Genomic DNA, 13,905 nt, shown 5'->3' with positions numbered 1-13,905 from the left:
CGAAATCCTGGTCAGGCTTTGCCGCTGGCCGCGATCACGTCAAGCAGCATCTGCGCGCGGCTTGCGATGCCGCGCGGGCTCTCGGCATCGTCGGCGATCTGCTGGAACCAGCTCTTCGCCTTGGCGTAGTCGCCCGCCTTGTAGGCCGCAAGGCCGAGCGCCTCGCGCGCCGAATGGCGCATGGCGTTCTGCGGAACGGCCAATTGCTCGACCTCGGAGGAGACCTGCTCGTAGGTCCCCGCATCGATGAGGAGATAAGCCGCACGCAGCCGCGCCGCATCGCGCAGGGCCGGCGGAATGCGCGTGTCCTTGCCGATCTCGGAAAACGCCGCGACGGCCGCCTCGGTTTCGCCCTTCTGTGCCTGCAGGGTCGCCGCACGCAGCCGCGCCAGAACCGGATAGGAGCCGTAGCCCTCCTTCTGGAGCTCGGCGAGCGCCGAAAGGGCCTCGTCCGACTTGTTTTCCCGCGCCAGATTGAGCGCGGCGAGGAACTGATCGCCCGATTGCGACGAGGATGTCTCCTGCCAGTAGTCGTAACCGACCTTGCCGACGGTGCCGAGCACGATCAGGACGGCAAGGCCGATGATGAGACCGCCGAAACGCGTCCAGATGGCTTTCATCTGGTCGGAGCGGAGTTCTTCATTGACCTCGCGGATAAAGCTGTCGTCCTGATTTACCATGTCCCGTCCCGGGTTCTCCGGCCTTCATGCAATGAAACTGGCGCCTTCTACCCGATTTTGCGACGCTTGTAAGGGGGAGATCGTCATTTAGAGCGGTTGAACGCCGATCAGGAGCTCATGCAGCCTCCAGACGAAGAGCAGGTAGGCGGCAAGGCCGACAACGACCGCCAGCACATCGTTGCGCGCCGACTTGAACATCGGCAGCACGCGTTCGCCCGCACGCTCCCGTCGTTTCAACGAAATGCGCAGGATCACCGCCCAGGCGAGAAAGGAACCGAAGAGCAGCACCGAAGACGTCTCGCCATTGGCGAGCAGGTGCGCAAGCGCCCAGATCTTGATCGCGAGGATCTGCGGATGTTTCAACGCCACGGCGATACGGCCCGCCGGAAGGAAACCCGCCGCAAGCGAGATGAAGGCGAGGAGCATCAGCAGGAGGGCGATGTGCTTCAGGAAGACCGGAGGATTGTAGAGCACTCCCGTTTCGCCACGCGCCTGCCCGAACCCGTAGATGATGAGACCGAGGCCGACGAGGCTGATGAGCGCATAGAGCCCCATCCACGGACCTTTGCCGACGCCCTCGATGACGCGAGCGCGCAGCCCGGGCGCGACGACGCGGACGAGGTGCATGCCGAGAAAGATCACGATGCCCAGAACCAGTAGAGTCATAATTCACCCGCCGCTAGATGATGCCGCTTCCGGAACGTCCGGACTGTAACGCCCATCAATCAAAAAATGAGCGCGGTATGCAAGCGGTTCCCCGCATCAAACCCTTTGGATTCCTGCTTTATTCCTTCGTTTACCATGGCGTGACGATGTCCCCGCGAAATTCCGGCGAGATCAAAGGATTGCCGCATTGTTGAAGAAGGGACGGCGGGAACCACTCCTCGCATCCGCTGATTCTCCCGAGAAGCCGTCCCCATGCCACGCAAGATCCTCGCGCTCTCGCTTTGTCTTTTTCCCACGGCCACGCTCGCCGATCCGCCAGCGGCACCCCTGCCCGTCAAGGAAAAGCAGCTCGTCATCGTCTCCTTCGACGGCGCGCACGACAATGCGCTGTGGGAGAAAAGCCTCGCCATGGCGAGCCGCACCGGCGCGCATTTCACCTATTTCCTCTCCTGCACCTTCCTGATGACGAAGGCAGACGCCAAGAGGGAATACAAGGCGCCGGGCCAGAAGGCCGGGCGGTCGAATGTCGGCTTTGCCCAGAGCCGCGAGGAGATCGCCGTTCGCGCTGCGAACATCTGGCGGGCGCATCTCGAGGGCCATGACATCGGCAGCCATGCCTGCGGCCATTTCGACGGCGGGGGTTGGAGCAAGGCCGACTGGGAAAGCGAATTCACCGCCTTCCGGACGGCGTTGCGCGACGCCTGGAAAAAGGCAGGCAAACCGGAAGCCGAGCCGCCGGGCTGGGCGGATTTCGCCGAACACGGCATCGAGGGTTTCCGCGCCCCCTATCTGTCGCTGAGCGACGGCCTCCTGCCCGCCGTCAAGGACTTCGGCTTCAGCTACGATGCCAGCCTCGTCACCAAGGGGCCCGGCTGGCCCATGACGAAAGACGGCATGCCGCGGTTCGGCCTGCCTCTCATTCCCGAAGGTCCTTCCCGTCGCCCGGTGATCGGCATGGACTACAATCTCTTCATCCGCCATTCGATGGGCGTCGAGAACAGGAAGGACAGCGCCCGCTTCGAGGAGCGCACGCTCGAAGCCTACCGCAAGGCCTTCCAGAAGGAATATGACGGCGAGCGCATCCCGCTGCAGCTCGGCTTCCATTTCGTCGAGATGAACGGCGGCGCCTATTGGCGCGCACTCGATCGTTTCCTGACGGAGACCTGCGGCAAGCCGGAGGTCGCCTGTGTCAGCTATGCCGAGGCATTGCCCCTGATCGAGGAGGCAAGAAAGAAGGCGGATCGCTCCGCCTTCTGATGCCGCGCGTTAGAGGGCAAGTTCTTCCTTGCCGCCGGCTTCGATGAACTGCTGGTCGATCTCCGGCAGCGGTTCTTCCTCGATCGCTGCTTCGAAGGCCTTGAGGCGTTTTTGGATCGACAGGAGTTCGACGATCGTCGGCCAATAGTTCACCAGATACTGGAACGAATTGCTGACCTCGCCAAAGGCCGTGGATATCTGCTGCCAGATACCCAACGTTATCTTTCCGGCAACGAAGGTAGGAATAAGCATGAAGTTCAAGAAAATCGCATCGAGCTGCCCATAAGAATAACGGGCGACATTGAAGTACAGATAATGCCAGTACATACGGAAATAATTTCGACGGACATTACTGTAAAGCTCTCTTACTGTAAGAGGTTGCGCGCGATCTGCATGATCCTCACCGTAGACGAGCTCCTTGCGGTAGGCTGCTTCAACACGCTGATTACGAAAATTCAACCCAGGTAGCTTGATGCCGGCGCCCGCCAAAAGCATGGTGCCGAAGAGAGACCATATGATCGCAAGCCAAAAAAGTGAGTGAGGAATGGCGCCGAGCACAGGCAGATCGGCGACATGCTTTGACATATCGAAGAGCAGTGGCAGAAAGACCACGAGAGTCATCACCGAGTTGATGAGCGTGACGCCTAGTCCTTCGAGGATGTTGGCGAAACGCATCGTGTCTTCCTGAACACGTTGCGAGGCACCTTCGATGTGCCGAAGTTGCTCCCACTTCGACATATAGAAATCATTCATCGCCGTGCGCCAGCGGAACACGTAATGATTGGTGAAGAAGGCCGTGATGACGTTCAGTGTAACACCGACGAACCCGATTTCGAGGAAGCGCAGTTGGAGCAGGTAGAACTGACTGGCCGTGATCCCCGGCTTCCTTGCAAGAGCGTCTTGCAGCAAATCGAAGAACGGGCCGCGCCAATTATTGACCGCAACCGAAGTCTGCACTGCGAAATAGGCGATGAAAATGATGAACGCCGAACCCCAGATAGACCAGTTTACCCACGGGTGATCCCTGGCGATTATTTTCCAAACACCGCCGAAGATCAGCACAAAGATAGTGAAATAGAGATAAAACCAAAGATTGTCGGGAGTGAAGAAGTAGGCGAGACCGATCGGCGCCTTCTGATCCGGAGCAAGAGGCGGCAAGCCGACTGCTGCTCCCACCTGCGGTCCGACGGTGTACCAGATAAGAATGCAGATAAGCGACCAGATCGCGCCGGACGCGAAGAACAGCTTCGGCTTGGGAAAGAATGAATGGAACAAGGGAGTCAACTCGCGTTTCAGGAAGACGGACAGCTTGCCGTCCCATGCGCCGAAACTAGGGCAAAAGCCGATCTGCAACAATCTTCTAAAGCGAACATTGCTGATATTTCATGGGGCTGCGGGCCGGAACCTAGCTCCTGTGCAGCAAAATCTTAAAGCTGCCGCCCAGCCAAAGCGGTCCTGATACGCGGCAGTTCGACCAAAACAACGCCACCGCACCCGAGCAGCACGAACGCCGCGGCAAGCGTCGGCAAGGCGTAACTACCGGTCCGCTCGGCGAGCCACCCTGCTACCAGCGGCCCGACGATCTGGCCGACGCCGAAGGCGGCGGTCATGAAGGCGAGCGCCCGGCGGGGGCTTTCCGGGGCCAGTTGCCGGCCGATCTGCAGGCCGTAGGCGGTGACCATCATGAAGGTCGCCCCCAGCATCAGCCCGCCGACGAGCGGCGCGAAAGGCGAAGGCAGAGACACGGTCAGAACGAGGCCGGCGGCCTCGAAGAGGAGCCCGGCGGCATAGACGCCTGCCAAGCCAAGCCTCGGCACGGCGAAACGCCAGAGCCAGATCGAGAGCGCGGCGCTGGCGCCGGTGATCAGCCAGGCGAGAAACTCGACGCCGTGGCCGCCGTTCGACCCGCGCGCCATGGCGACGAGGAAGGTGGCGGTGATGACGTAGCCGAAGCCGAAGAAGCCGTAGGTGAGCGTCATCACCTTGAGCGGTCGCGTCCAGGTGAGCGGCGGCTCCGGGCGACCGCCGGCGGCGGCATGATGACCCGCCGGCAGCAGCACGGCCGCCGCGACGGTCCCCGCCGCCGCGACGAGCGCACCGGTGAACCAGTCGGCCTGTGAGCCCGAAAACCCGGCGACGCCTGCAAGCGGCGCCGCCCAGACGGCGAGCGAGGACAGCGCGATGCCGGCCCCGACGCCGCCGAAATGCACGGAGGGAACGTGCTGCGACCTCGCGGCGAGCCCCTGCCCCAGCACGATCCCCGAGACGAAGATCATCGCAAAGGCGCTCGCGAGCCCCGCGAGGAAGCGGATGATGGAAAAGACGAGGACGGAGGACGTGAGGCCCATGGCGGCGAGCAACAGGGTCGTTGCGGCCAGCGCGGCAAGCCCGATCCCGCGCTCGCGCCCGTGCGCCCAGCCATAGGCGGCAGAGACCGCGCCGAGGAGATAGCCGATGAAATTCGCCGAGGCGATGAGGCCGGCATCGCCCGGAGAAAGCCCATGATCGGCCATCATCGCCGGCAGGATCGGCGTATAGGAGAACCGGCCGAAGCCCATGGCCGCCGCCATGGCGATCGCCCCGGCGAGAGCGGTTGCGGCGAGATTGACGCTTTTGAGGGAGCGGTCGGAGGCCGGCGACGATTGGTCCCGATGAGGGTCGTTGCCCCCAACGGATCGCTTCGATCCGGTCCCTTCGCTGCCCTGCAGTCTCTGGAGAGTGCTCATGTCCTTCTTATTGCATCGCAACAAGAAGCCGACAAATCATTATAATTGAACGAGCCATCGAAGGAATCGAACGCTCCCGGCCGCGGGGGAATGCCGCGACATCGGCGCCAGAGGGAGGTGCGGCTCGGCAACCGGGTCCTAGAGCGGCGCTCCCATGCGTTTGCGCACCGCTCGATCTGTTTGCTTTTGCCGCATTTGCGCGACGTCAGGCGATTCCACCTGACCGCAAGGTGCTCTACCCCGGCAGCGTCACGACCAGCGGTCCGCCGCGGGTGACCACGACCGTATGCTCATATTGCACGGTCGGCGCACGCGGCTCGCTGTAGAGCGTCCAGTCGTCGTCGCCGCCCCCGGCCCAGTGCGCGCCCATCGACAGGAACGGCTCGACGGTGAAGACCATGCCCTCGGCCATCCGCCGCCGCTCGGACGGGTCCGGCCAGGTGGCGATCTCGGCCGGTTCCTCGTGCAGCGAGCGGCCGATGCCGTGGCTCGCCAGGTTGGTGACGAGCGAGTAGCGGTTATTGCGGGCGAACTCGCCGATGGCGTTGCCGATCGCCGCCAGCGACTGCCCCGGCCGGACCTGCTTCAGGCCGACCCACATGGCGCGCTTGCCGTCGCGGCAGAGCCTGTCGATGGCGCTCGTCACCGGCGGCACCGGGAAGGACGCGCCGGTATCGGCGAAGATGCCGTCCTTTTCCGCCGAAACGTCGATATTGACGAGGTCGCCCGCCTGGATCACCCGGCTGCCCGGAATGCCATGGGCGATTTCCTCGTTGACGCTGATGCAGGTTGCGCCGGGGAAGTTGTAGCAGAGCTCGGGCGCTGAGCGCGCGCCCGCCTCGTCGAGCACCTTGCGACCGATCGCGTCGAGTTCCGCCGTTGTGATGCCCGGCTGGAGCGCCTCGCCCATCGCCTGCAGCGCATTGGCACAGATGCGGCCGATTTCCTTCAGCCGCTCGAGGTCTTCATCGTTGTTGAGGGTCATCGTGTCTCGCTTTCGCCGGCATCTACAGCGCCGCGCGTCTATCGAACGCGCAAGGGTCGCTGTAGCACTTCGAACGGCTGCATGTTCAAGGAAACATGCAGTAGCGGCTCAACGCCGGAGATGCCAGTGCCGCAAGTCGACGCAGGTCCCTTTACGGGCGCTCTTCGGCCAGCATCTCGCGCACGAGCGGCGCGACCTTCGTGCCGTAAAGCTCGATGCCGCGCATGATCTGGTCGTGCGGCATGAGCCCGATCGCCATCTGCAGCAGAAAGCGATCGTTGCGGAAGATTTTCTGGTGGGCGACGATCTTCTTCGCCACGCTCTCCGGATCCCCGAGGAAGAGATTGCCGGTCGGGCTGCGTGCCTGGTCGAAATGGGCGCGATTGGTCGGCCCCCAGCCGCGTTCGCGGCCGATGCGGTTCATCACCTCCGCCTGCGGACCGTAGAACTGGTCGGCCGCCTTCTCGGTCGTCTCGGCGATGAAGCCGTGCACGTTGATGCTCGTCTTCAGCGTCGAGGCGTCCTGTCCGGCGCGGCGTGCGGCCTCGCGATAGAGGTCGAAGAGCGGCGCGAACCGCCGCGGCTCGCCGCCGATGATCGCGAGCGCCACGGGTAAGCCGAGCGCCCCGGCGCGCGCCACCGACTGCGGCGTGCCGCCGACGGCGATCCAGAGCGGCAGCGGGTTCTGCAGCGGCCGCGGATAGACGCCGCGGTCGTTGATCGGCGGCCGCATTTCGCCCGACCACGTGACCTTCTCGCTGTCGCGCAGCGTCAGCAGCAGGTCCAGCTTCTCGGCAAAAAGCCCGTCGTAGTCGTCCAGCGATTGACCGAAGAGCGGGAAGGATTCGATGAAGGAGCCGCGCCCGGCCATGATCTCGGCGCGCCCGTTGGAGAGGAGGTCGAGCGTCGCAAACTGCTGGAAGACGCGCACCGGCTCGTCGGAGCTCAGCACCGTGACCGCGCTCGTCAGCCGGATGCGGCTGGTGCGCGCTGCCGCCGCCGCCAGCACCACCGCCGGCGCGGAGACCGCATAATCGGGCCGATGATGCTCGCCCAGGCCGAAGACGTCGAGCCCGACCTGATCGGCAAGCTCGATCTCCTCCAGGAGATTGGCAAGCCGCCGGCGTCCTTCGGCACCCTTGTCGGCCGCATTGGGATCGACGTCGGCGAAAGTATAGAGTCCGAGTTCCATGATTGGCTTCCTGCTGTCGTTCCGCCACAGATAGATCGCGCAGGACCAGGCTGCAAATGCACGCGAAGGAAACGCACCGTTTCCAGGTCCGTCCGAGTAGCAATCAATCCATGCTGCACGGCCCCCGCAGGTTGACCGTTGCTTTATCCGGCCGGTGCCGAGGCTGGCGACTAGGTTTGTCAGGCTATCGCGAGCGAAAGCGATTAGTGCTACCCCTCTCGCTCTAGTTGATTCATTTGCACCGGACTCCAGATGTCGCTCGCTGCGTTATCCGAACAAGAACTCGACGTCGTACGCCGCTCCATCGAAGGTGCTCTGCTGCACCACGGGTGGGACATTGAAACGCGGTTCGGTGTGACCGAGGGCGAGATGCGCGGCATCCTTGCGAAATGGCCGGACGTGGATGACTCGGTCGACAGCGGGCCGGTTTGCCTCGCGATCAACAATTCGCTCAATGACCTTCTTCACGGGCTCGGGATATCCGATGCAAGAGCGGTGGAACTGGCCGGCGCTAACCGAACCGAAATGCGCCGCGTCTACGACAAATGGGCAATAGCACGCGGCTGGACGTCGACAGGCGTCCTCTAAACGTTCGCTGGTGCGTGTGCACAGGGGGGAGAGAATGCAGGGCTACAAAGCAGCCTATATCGCGGTGGTGTTCATCGCCGGCTTCGGGAGCATCGGCATGAATTTCGTTTATCCCGAAAACGAGCTTCTTATAATGGCTATAAGCCATTGGATTCTCGCAGTACTCACTTTTCCGATCGGGGTCTTTGCGTCAGCAATCGGCTTTGTTCTCCTGTACATGGGGCTTTCAACGCCTGCAGAGATTACCCTCGTAACGACCCCGATCTTTGCTGCGTTGGGGTATGCGCAATGGTTCCGGCTGGGCCCGAGAATCTATCGAAGCCGTCGTGCGCGCGACCTCGTGCAGTGAGGCGATGAAACATTTACTACTGCATGTCTTTGTCCTCAAATCGACCTCCGCCTATTCCGCCTCGTTGCGAGCTCCGCGTCGAGCATACGGCAACGCGAACATGTAGAGGCCAGTGAACAGCAGCAGGAAGAGCGGGGGAAGCGGCGAATAGACCACCCAGGCGGGAGGCTCGCCCAGTCCCATGGCGACGAAGTTGGCGATCACGGTCACGGTGAAGGCGATGGACAGCCACCGGTGGGTTTGCCGAATCCAAATGCTCCAATTCATTCGAATCTCCAATCAAATTAGTCGCAGCGAATCGAACCCGATTGGCTGCAGTTTGACAGGCTGGCGGACACTCAATTCGTCCGCGCCAGAACCTCCTCCAAATTTGCAAGAAACTGCTGCCACCCGGCCTTGGCGCCACCAAAGGCCTGGCGCTGCTCCGGCCGGAAGCCCGACTGCTCCATGCGTAGCTGGGTGCCCGTGGTCGTTGGGGTGAGGGTGAACGTCACCACGCTTTTGAGGTCGAAGGCGGCATCCTCGTGCACGAAATTCCAAGTGTATGTCAGCCTTCTGTTCGGCTCCACGGCGAGGACTTCGCAGTCCAGCTCACCACCCCATTCTCCGCGCAGATTGAAACGATGACCGACGACGGCCTGAAAGTCGTTCTTCATCAGCCATTCCTCGATGAGGTGTGGTTGGGTGAGTGCGCGCCAGATCTTCTCCGGCGGATACGGTATGTCGCGTTCGACTACGACGGTGCGGGTTTCATTCATTGGTCCATCCTTTTCAGCAAATCTTCGAGGTCGTCGAAACGGCTCTGCCAGAATCCAGCCATTTCGCTTGTCCAGTCGACCAAGGGGGCGAGCGCCCCGAGTTGGGCGCTGTAATAGGTGTGGCGACCTTGATGGCGATCACGCACGAGACCGGCTTGCTTCAATAGGCCGAGATGCTTGGAGACGACTGGCTGCGAGACACCCGCCCGCTCCGTCAAGGCTCCGACCGTTCTTTCCCCTTCGCGGCAGAGTCGTTCAAAAAGGGCCCGCCGCGTTGGGTCGGCGAGCGTCCTGAAAAGAACATCGTGAGCCTCTGACATGTCGGACTCATACCTGGTTGGCTATGGATTGACATATAGCCAACCAGATATGTGTGCGTCAAGCCTGCACCTGGATCGGATGAGTATCTCCCAGGAAACGTACGGAAAAACTGTGTGCCGCACTGCCCGGAGCGGTGCAGTATAGGCTTGCGGATCAATGGGAGCGATGCTTTCAGGCATCGACTACATGGCGGGGATGCCGGGCGCGAGGCGCGGCGAATATACCTCATTGACTATGCATTCGCACCGGATGCCGGGGCCGCCTCTTGGGAAAAGGTGCGACCATCGACGGAAAAGGCAAACCGCGCCGCCTCACGCCGCGATCAGCGTCCGCTTCACCGCGCTCCGCCAGCCCTTGAGCTTCACCTTGCGCGTCGCTTCGTCCATCCGCGGCTCGAAGCGGCGGTCGCGCGCCCAGGATTTGGCGAACTCTTGCCTGTCCGGCCAGACGCCGGCGCGGCTTCCCGCGAGCCAGGCGACGCCGAGCGCGGTGGTTTCGAGGATGACCGGGCGGTCGACGGGCGCGTCGAGCAAGTCCGCGAGGCGCTGCATCGTCCAGTCGGAGGCGACCATGCCGCCATCGACGCGCAGCACCGTTTTCTTGCCGTTGCTGCGCCAATCCTTGTGCATGGCCTCGAGCAGGTCGCGCGTCTGGTAGCAGACGGCTTCGAGCGCGGCGCGGGCGAATTCCGCGGGACCCGTGTTGCGCGTCATGCCGAAGATCGCGCCGCGCGCGTCCGGGTCCCAATGCGGCGCGCCGAGGCCGGTGAAGGCCGGCACCAGATAGACCTCCTGCGAGGGATCGGCGCTCTCGGCGAGCGTGCCGGTGTCGGGTGCCGCCTTGATGACCTTGAGACCATCGCGCAGCCATTGCACGGCCGCACCCGCAACGAAGATCGAGCCTTCGAGCGCATAGGTCGTCTCGCCGTCGAGGCGATAGGCGATGGTGGTGAGCAGGCGGTTCTTCGAGCGCACCATGTCCTTGCCGGTGTTGAGCAGCGCGAAGCAGCCGGTGCCGTAGGTCGATTTCATCATGCCCGGCTCGAAGCAGGCCTGGCCGATGGTGGCCGCCTGCTGGTCGCCGGCAACGCCGAGGATCGGGATCGCGGCGCCGAAGATCGACGGATCGGTGACGCCGAAATCCGCCGCGCAGTCCTTCACCTCCGGCAGCATCGCTCGGGGCACGCGCAGGATCTCGGTGAGTTCGTCATCCCAGGCATTTTCGGCAATGTTGTAGAGGAGCGTGCGCGAGGCGTTGGTGGCGTCGGTGACGAAGGACTTGCCGCCGGTCAGCCGCCAGATGAGGAAGGTATCGATGGTGCCGAAGCAGAGTTCCCCCTTCGCCGCCCGCGCCTGCGCGCCTTTCACATTGGCGAGCAGCCAGCTGAGCTTCGTTCCGGAAAAATAGGGGTCGAGCAGCAGGCCGGTCTTCCTGGCGAATGTCTTCTCCAGCCCCTTCTTCTTGAGCTTGTCGCAGAAGGCGGCGGTGCGCCGGTCCTGCCAGACGATGGCATTGTGTACCGGCTTGCCGGTCTCGCGCTCCCACACGACCACCGTCTCGCGCTGGTTGGTGATGCCGATGGCGGCGATGTCGCCCGCCGCAATACCGGCCTTGGCAATCGCTTCCCTGACCGTGAAGACCACCGTCTCCCAGATCTCCTCCGGGTCGTGCTCGACCCAGCCCGATTTCGGGAAATGCTGCCTGAACTCCTTCTGCCCGACGCCCGCGATCTTCTGCTGGCCGTCGAAGACGATCGCCCGGCTCGACGTCGTACCCTGGTCGATCGCGAGAATATATCCGCCCATATGCCCCTCCTCGGCACGAAGTCTCATTTCGCCCTTCCTCAGAGGCGACATTCGGAAAACTTCAATACGACGAGAAAACGAATGTCAAACGAAAACAAAACGCAACTCCACACCAGGCGGCGGACGCCGGCGCCGACTCTGCGTAGGCGATCCGAAAAACACAATTGTCACCGCCGCGCATTTGCGCGTAGGCTGAGCCTGTTGCGTCGCAAAACGGCGGGCGGGAACGAGGAAGCTTCGCGGACGGCAATCGCAAGGCGCGAAGGGAGAGATCGAGCATGACGAAGACTGCGGTGATAACCGGATCGACGAGCGGCATCGGGCTGGCGGTTGCCAAAGCCTTTGCCAACACCGGCGCCAACATCGTGCTGAACGGCTTCGGCACGGCGGAGGAAATCAGGAGAGTGACGGACGACGTCGCGAGCCTCACTTCCGGCACGGTGCTTCATCACCCCGCCGACATGACGAAACCGGAGGAAATCGCCGACCTGATGGCGACGGCCGTCTCGCGCTTCGGCGGGGCCGACATTCTCGTCAACAATGCCGGCGTGCAGTTCGTCGAGAAGATCGAGGATTTTCCGGTCGAGCAATGGGACCGGATCATCGCCATCAATCTCTCCTCCTCCTTCCACACGATCAGGGCCGCCGTCCCGCCGATGAAGAAGAAAGGCTGGGGGCGCATCATCAATGTCGCCTCGGCGCATGGGCTCGTCGCCTCGCCCTTCAAGTCCGCCTATGTGGCGGCGAAGCATGGTATCATGGGGCTGACGAAGACCGTCGCGCTGGAGGTGGCGGAAAACGGCATCACCGTGAACTCGATCTGCCCCGGCTACGTGCTGACGCCGCTGGTCGAAAAGCAGATACCGGACCAGGCGAGAACGCGCGGCATCACCGAGGAGCAGGTTGTCAGCGAGGTGATGCTCAAGGGCCAGCCGACGAAGAAGTTCATAACCGTCGAGCAGGTCGCCTCGCTGGCGCTTTATCTTGCCAGCGACGGCGCCGCGCAGATCACCGGCACGCATGTCTCGATGGATGGCGGCTGGACGGCGCAGTAGGCGGCTTCTCGGAGGAAGGCCATGGACCAGTCATCAGGCAGCATCCGCTTCATCCTGAACGACACGGAGGTCGCCGTTTCCGATGTCGCGCCGACCGCGACGCTGCTCGATTATCTGAGGCTCGAACGGCGCCTCACCGGCACCAAGGAAGGCTGCGCCGAAGGCGACTGCGGCGCCTGCACCGTGCTTGTCGGCCGCCTTGCGAAGGATGGGCAGGGTGACGAAACCCTCGCCTATGAAAGCGTCAACGCCTGCATCCGATTCCTGGGCTCGCTCAACGCCACCCACGTCGTGACCGTCGAGCACCTCGCGCGCAAGGACGGCAGGCTGCATCCGGTGCAGCAGGCGATGGTGGACTTCCACGGCTCGCAATGCGGCTTCTGCACCCCCGGCATCGTCATGTCGCTCTATGGGTTATGGCTCGCGAACGACAAGCCGAGCCGCGCGGCGATCGAGAAGGCGCTGCAGGGCAATCTCTGTCGCTGCACCGGCTACGAGCCGATCGTGCGTGCGGCCGAAGCGGCCGCCAGGGAACGGCCCTCGGCGCTGTTCGATCCGATCGCGCGGGCGCGGGAGACGGTGATCGCCCGGCTGAAGGCGCTGCGGCAGGACAAGACGATCGTCATCCGCAGGGGCGAGGACTGTCTCATCGTGCCCGTCGACGCCGCCGACCTCGCGCGCGTCCTCGCGGACCATCCGGATGCAACGATCGTTGCCGGCTCCACGGATGTCGGCCTCTGGGTGACGAAGCAATTGCGCTCGCTCAATCCGGTGGTCTTCATCAACGGCATTGCGGAACTGCAGCGGCTCGAAAGCTCTGAGGCCGGCCTCACGATCGGCGCCGGCGTGAGTTACACGGCCGCGTTCGAGGCGCTCTCCGCCGCCTACCCCACGCTTGGCCGGCTGATCGAACGCATCGGCGGCGAACAGATTCGCAACATGGGCACGATCGGCGGCAATATCGCCAACGGCTCGCCGATCGGCGACAGCCCGCCGCCGCTGATCGCGCTCGCAGCCACGGTCACGCTCCGCTCCAGCGACGGGACGCGCAGCCTGCCGCTCGAGGATTTCTTCATCGCCTACGGCAGGCAGGATCGAAAGCCCGGCGAGTTCGTCGAGAGCGTCTTCGTTCCGGCACTTCCCGCCGGCGAACGCTTCGCCGCCTACAAGATCTCGAAGCGGCGCGACGAGGACATTTCCGCCCTGCTCGGCGCCTTCCGCATTGCCCTCGCCCCGGACAACCGGGTGACGTCCGCCCGCATCGCCTTCGGCGGCATGGCCGCAACCCCGAAGCGCGCGAAGGCCGTCGAGGCCGCGCTGATCGGACAGCCCTGGAGCGAGGAGACGATCCGCGCGGCGCAGGCCGCTTTCGACACCGATTACCAGCCGATCACCGACTGGCGCGCCACCAGCGCCTATCGCCTGCTGGCGGCCAAGAACCTGCTCATGCGCTTCTTCCTGGAGAGCACGGGGGAGACGGCGCAGCTTAGGCGGTTCGAGGAGGTGGCGTGAGACCGGCGGGC

At 63.3% G+C, this 13,905-nt stretch carries 15 protein-coding genes; 5 read left to right on the top strand and 10 right to left on the bottom strand.

All coding sequences use genetic code 11. The features are described 5' to 3' along the window. Nucleotides 1-11 precede the first annotated feature (11 nt). Complete coding sequence (locus ATB98_RS09510; protein WP_066872523.1) at nucleotides 12-680, bottom strand: tetratricopeptide repeat protein; 669 nt, start codon at nucleotides 678-680, stop codon at nucleotides 12-14. An 87-nt stretch (nucleotides 681-767) separates the two neighbouring features. Then, nucleotides 768-1,346 (bottom strand): NnrU family protein, encoded by a 579-nt coding sequence (locus tag ATB98_RS09505; RefSeq protein WP_066872519.1) that lies wholly within the window; start codon nucleotides 1,344-1,346, stop codon nucleotides 768-770. Nucleotides 1,347-1,598: 252 nt separating this feature from the next. Here ATB98_RS09505 and ATB98_RS09500 point away from each other — a divergent pair, with 252 nt between their 5' ends. After that, complete coding sequence (locus ATB98_RS09500; protein ID WP_066872516.1) at nucleotides 1,599-2,603, top strand: polysaccharide deacetylase family protein; 1,005 nt, start codon at nucleotides 1,599-1,601, stop codon at nucleotides 2,601-2,603. A 9-nt stretch (nucleotides 2,604-2,612) separates the two neighbouring features. On the opposite strand, the gene sbmA is transcribed toward ATB98_RS09500, so the two are convergent. The 4 genes from sbmA to ATB98_RS09480 form a co-directional block, all read right to left on the bottom strand. Continuing rightward, nucleotides 2,613-3,878, bottom strand: a complete 1,266-nt coding sequence (gene sbmA, locus ATB98_RS09495; protein ID WP_066872772.1) for a peptide antibiotic transporter SbmA — start codon at nucleotides 3,876-3,878, stop codon at nucleotides 2,613-2,615. Nucleotides 3,879-4,030: 152 nt separating this feature from the next. After that, on the bottom strand, nucleotides 4,031-5,173 hold the full coding sequence (locus ATB98_RS09490) for an MFS transporter (RefSeq protein ID WP_153435607.1): 1,143 nt from the start codon (nucleotides 5,171-5,173) through the stop codon (nucleotides 4,031-4,033). Nucleotides 5,174-5,564: 391 nt separating this feature from the next. Then, complete coding sequence (gene map, locus ATB98_RS09485; RefSeq protein WP_066872509.1) at nucleotides 5,565-6,314, bottom strand: type I methionyl aminopeptidase; 750 nt, start codon at nucleotides 6,312-6,314, stop codon at nucleotides 5,565-5,567. A gap of 151 nt (nucleotides 6,315-6,465) precedes the next feature. Continuing rightward, entirely contained in the window at nucleotides 6,466-7,506 is a 1,041-nt protein-coding gene (locus tag ATB98_RS09480; protein WP_066872505.1) for an LLM class flavin-dependent oxidoreductase, read from the bottom strand. A gap of 252 nt (nucleotides 7,507-7,758) precedes the next feature. Here ATB98_RS09480 and ATB98_RS09475 point away from each other — a divergent pair, with 252 nt between their 5' ends. Both ATB98_RS09475 and ATB98_RS09470 read left to right on the top strand, forming a co-directional pair. Then, on the top strand, nucleotides 7,759-8,094 hold the full coding sequence (locus tag ATB98_RS09475) for a hypothetical protein (protein ID WP_066872502.1): 336 nt from the start codon (nucleotides 7,759-7,761) through the stop codon (nucleotides 8,092-8,094). Between the two features lie 34 nt (nucleotides 8,095-8,128). Then, nucleotides 8,129-8,443 (top strand): hypothetical protein, encoded by a 315-nt coding sequence (locus tag ATB98_RS09470; protein ID WP_066872499.1) that lies wholly within the window; start codon nucleotides 8,129-8,131, stop codon nucleotides 8,441-8,443. Nucleotides 8,444-8,494: 51 nt separating this feature from the next. Here ATB98_RS09470 and ATB98_RS09465 read toward each other — a convergent pair whose 3' ends face one another. From ATB98_RS09465 to glpK, 4 genes are all read right to left on the bottom strand, one after another. Beyond that, nucleotides 8,495-8,710, bottom strand: a complete 216-nt coding sequence (locus tag ATB98_RS09465) for a hypothetical protein (protein WP_066872496.1) — start codon at nucleotides 8,708-8,710, stop codon at nucleotides 8,495-8,497. A 71-nt stretch (nucleotides 8,711-8,781) separates the two neighbouring features. Further along, a complete protein-coding gene (locus ATB98_RS09460; protein WP_066872493.1) occupies nucleotides 8,782-9,201 on the bottom strand; it encodes an SRPBCC family protein in 420 nt (139 codons plus the stop codon). Then, nucleotides 9,198-9,521 carry an ArsR/SmtB family transcription factor gene (locus ATB98_RS09455; protein WP_066872492.1) on the bottom strand — a complete coding sequence of 108 codons (324 nt, stop codon included), beginning with the start codon at nucleotides 9,519-9,521 and terminating at the stop codon, nucleotides 9,198-9,200. The genes ATB98_RS09460 and ATB98_RS09455 overlap by 4 nt, the downstream gene beginning before the upstream one ends. Before the next feature lie 312 nt (nucleotides 9,522-9,833). Continuing rightward, the gene (gene glpK, locus ATB98_RS09450) at nucleotides 9,834-11,327 is read right to left on the bottom strand and encodes a glycerol kinase GlpK (RefSeq protein ID WP_066872489.1); all 1,494 of its coding nucleotides are present in this window, start codon (nucleotides 11,325-11,327) and stop codon (nucleotides 9,834-9,836) included. Between the two features lie 278 nt (nucleotides 11,328-11,605). Between glpK and ATB98_RS09445 the strand changes: the two genes are divergently transcribed. Further along, entirely contained in the window at nucleotides 11,606-12,382 is a 777-nt protein-coding gene (locus ATB98_RS09445) for a 3-hydroxybutyrate dehydrogenase (protein WP_066872486.1), read from the top strand. A gap of 21 nt (nucleotides 12,383-12,403) precedes the next feature. Continuing rightward, on the top strand, nucleotides 12,404-13,894 hold the full coding sequence (gene xdhA, locus ATB98_RS09440) for a xanthine dehydrogenase small subunit (protein WP_066872483.1): 1,491 nt from the start codon (nucleotides 12,404-12,406) through the stop codon (nucleotides 13,892-13,894). Nucleotides 13,895-13,905: the final 11 nt, after the last annotated feature.

Source organism: Sinorhizobium saheli, from assembly GCF_001651875.1.
Classification (GTDB): Bacteria; Pseudomonadota; Alphaproteobacteria; order Rhizobiales; family Rhizobiaceae; genus Sinorhizobium; species Sinorhizobium saheli.
Note: the sequence above shows the minus strand (reverse complement) of the source record. Positions and strands in the feature narration are given on the sequence as shown.

Bases quoted from the DNA above. Each gene is read 5' to 3' on its own strand.
- ATB98_RS09510 (WP_066872523.1), bottom strand. From the start codon at position 680: ATGGTAAATCAGGACGACAGCTTTATCCGCGAGGTCAATGAAGAACTC.
- ATB98_RS09505 (WP_066872519.1), bottom strand. From the start codon at position 1,346: ATGACTCTACTGGTTCTGGGCATCGTGATCTTTCTCGGCATGCACCTC.
- ATB98_RS09500 (WP_066872516.1), top strand. From the start codon at position 1,599: ATGCCACGCAAGATCCTCGCGCTCTCGCTTTGTCTTTTTCCCACGGCC.
- ATB98_RS09490 (WP_153435607.1), bottom strand. From the start codon at position 5,173: ATGGCGGCGGCCATGGGCTTCGGCCGGTTCTCCTATACGCCGATCCTG.
- map (WP_066872509.1), bottom strand. From the start codon at position 6,314: ATGACCCTCAACAACGATGAAGACCTCGAGCGGCTGAAGGAAATCGGC.
- ATB98_RS09480 (WP_066872505.1), bottom strand. From the start codon at position 7,506: ATGGAACTCGGACTCTATACTTTCGCCGACGTCGATCCCAATGCGGCC.
- ATB98_RS09475 (WP_066872502.1), top strand. From the start codon at position 7,759: ATGTCGCTCGCTGCGTTATCCGAACAAGAACTCGACGTCGTACGCCGC.
- ATB98_RS09470 (WP_066872499.1), top strand. From the start codon at position 8,129: ATGCAGGGCTACAAAGCAGCCTATATCGCGGTGGTGTTCATCGCCGGC.
- ATB98_RS09465 (WP_066872496.1), bottom strand. From the start codon at position 8,710: ATGAATTGGAGCATTTGGATTCGGCAAACCCACCGGTGGCTGTCCATC.
- ATB98_RS09460 (WP_066872493.1), bottom strand. From the start codon at position 9,201: ATGAATGAAACCCGCACCGTCGTAGTCGAACGCGACATACCGTATCCG.
- ATB98_RS09455 (WP_066872492.1), bottom strand. From the start codon at position 9,521: ATGTCAGAGGCTCACGATGTTCTTTTCAGGACGCTCGCCGACCCAACG.
- glpK (WP_066872489.1), bottom strand. From the start codon at position 11,327: ATGGGCGGATATATTCTCGCGATCGACCAGGGTACGACGTCGAGCCGG.
- ATB98_RS09445 (WP_066872486.1), top strand. From the start codon at position 11,606: ATGACGAAGACTGCGGTGATAACCGGATCGACGAGCGGCATCGGGCTG.
- xdhA (WP_066872483.1), top strand. From the start codon at position 12,404: ATGGACCAGTCATCAGGCAGCATCCGCTTCATCCTGAACGACACGGAG.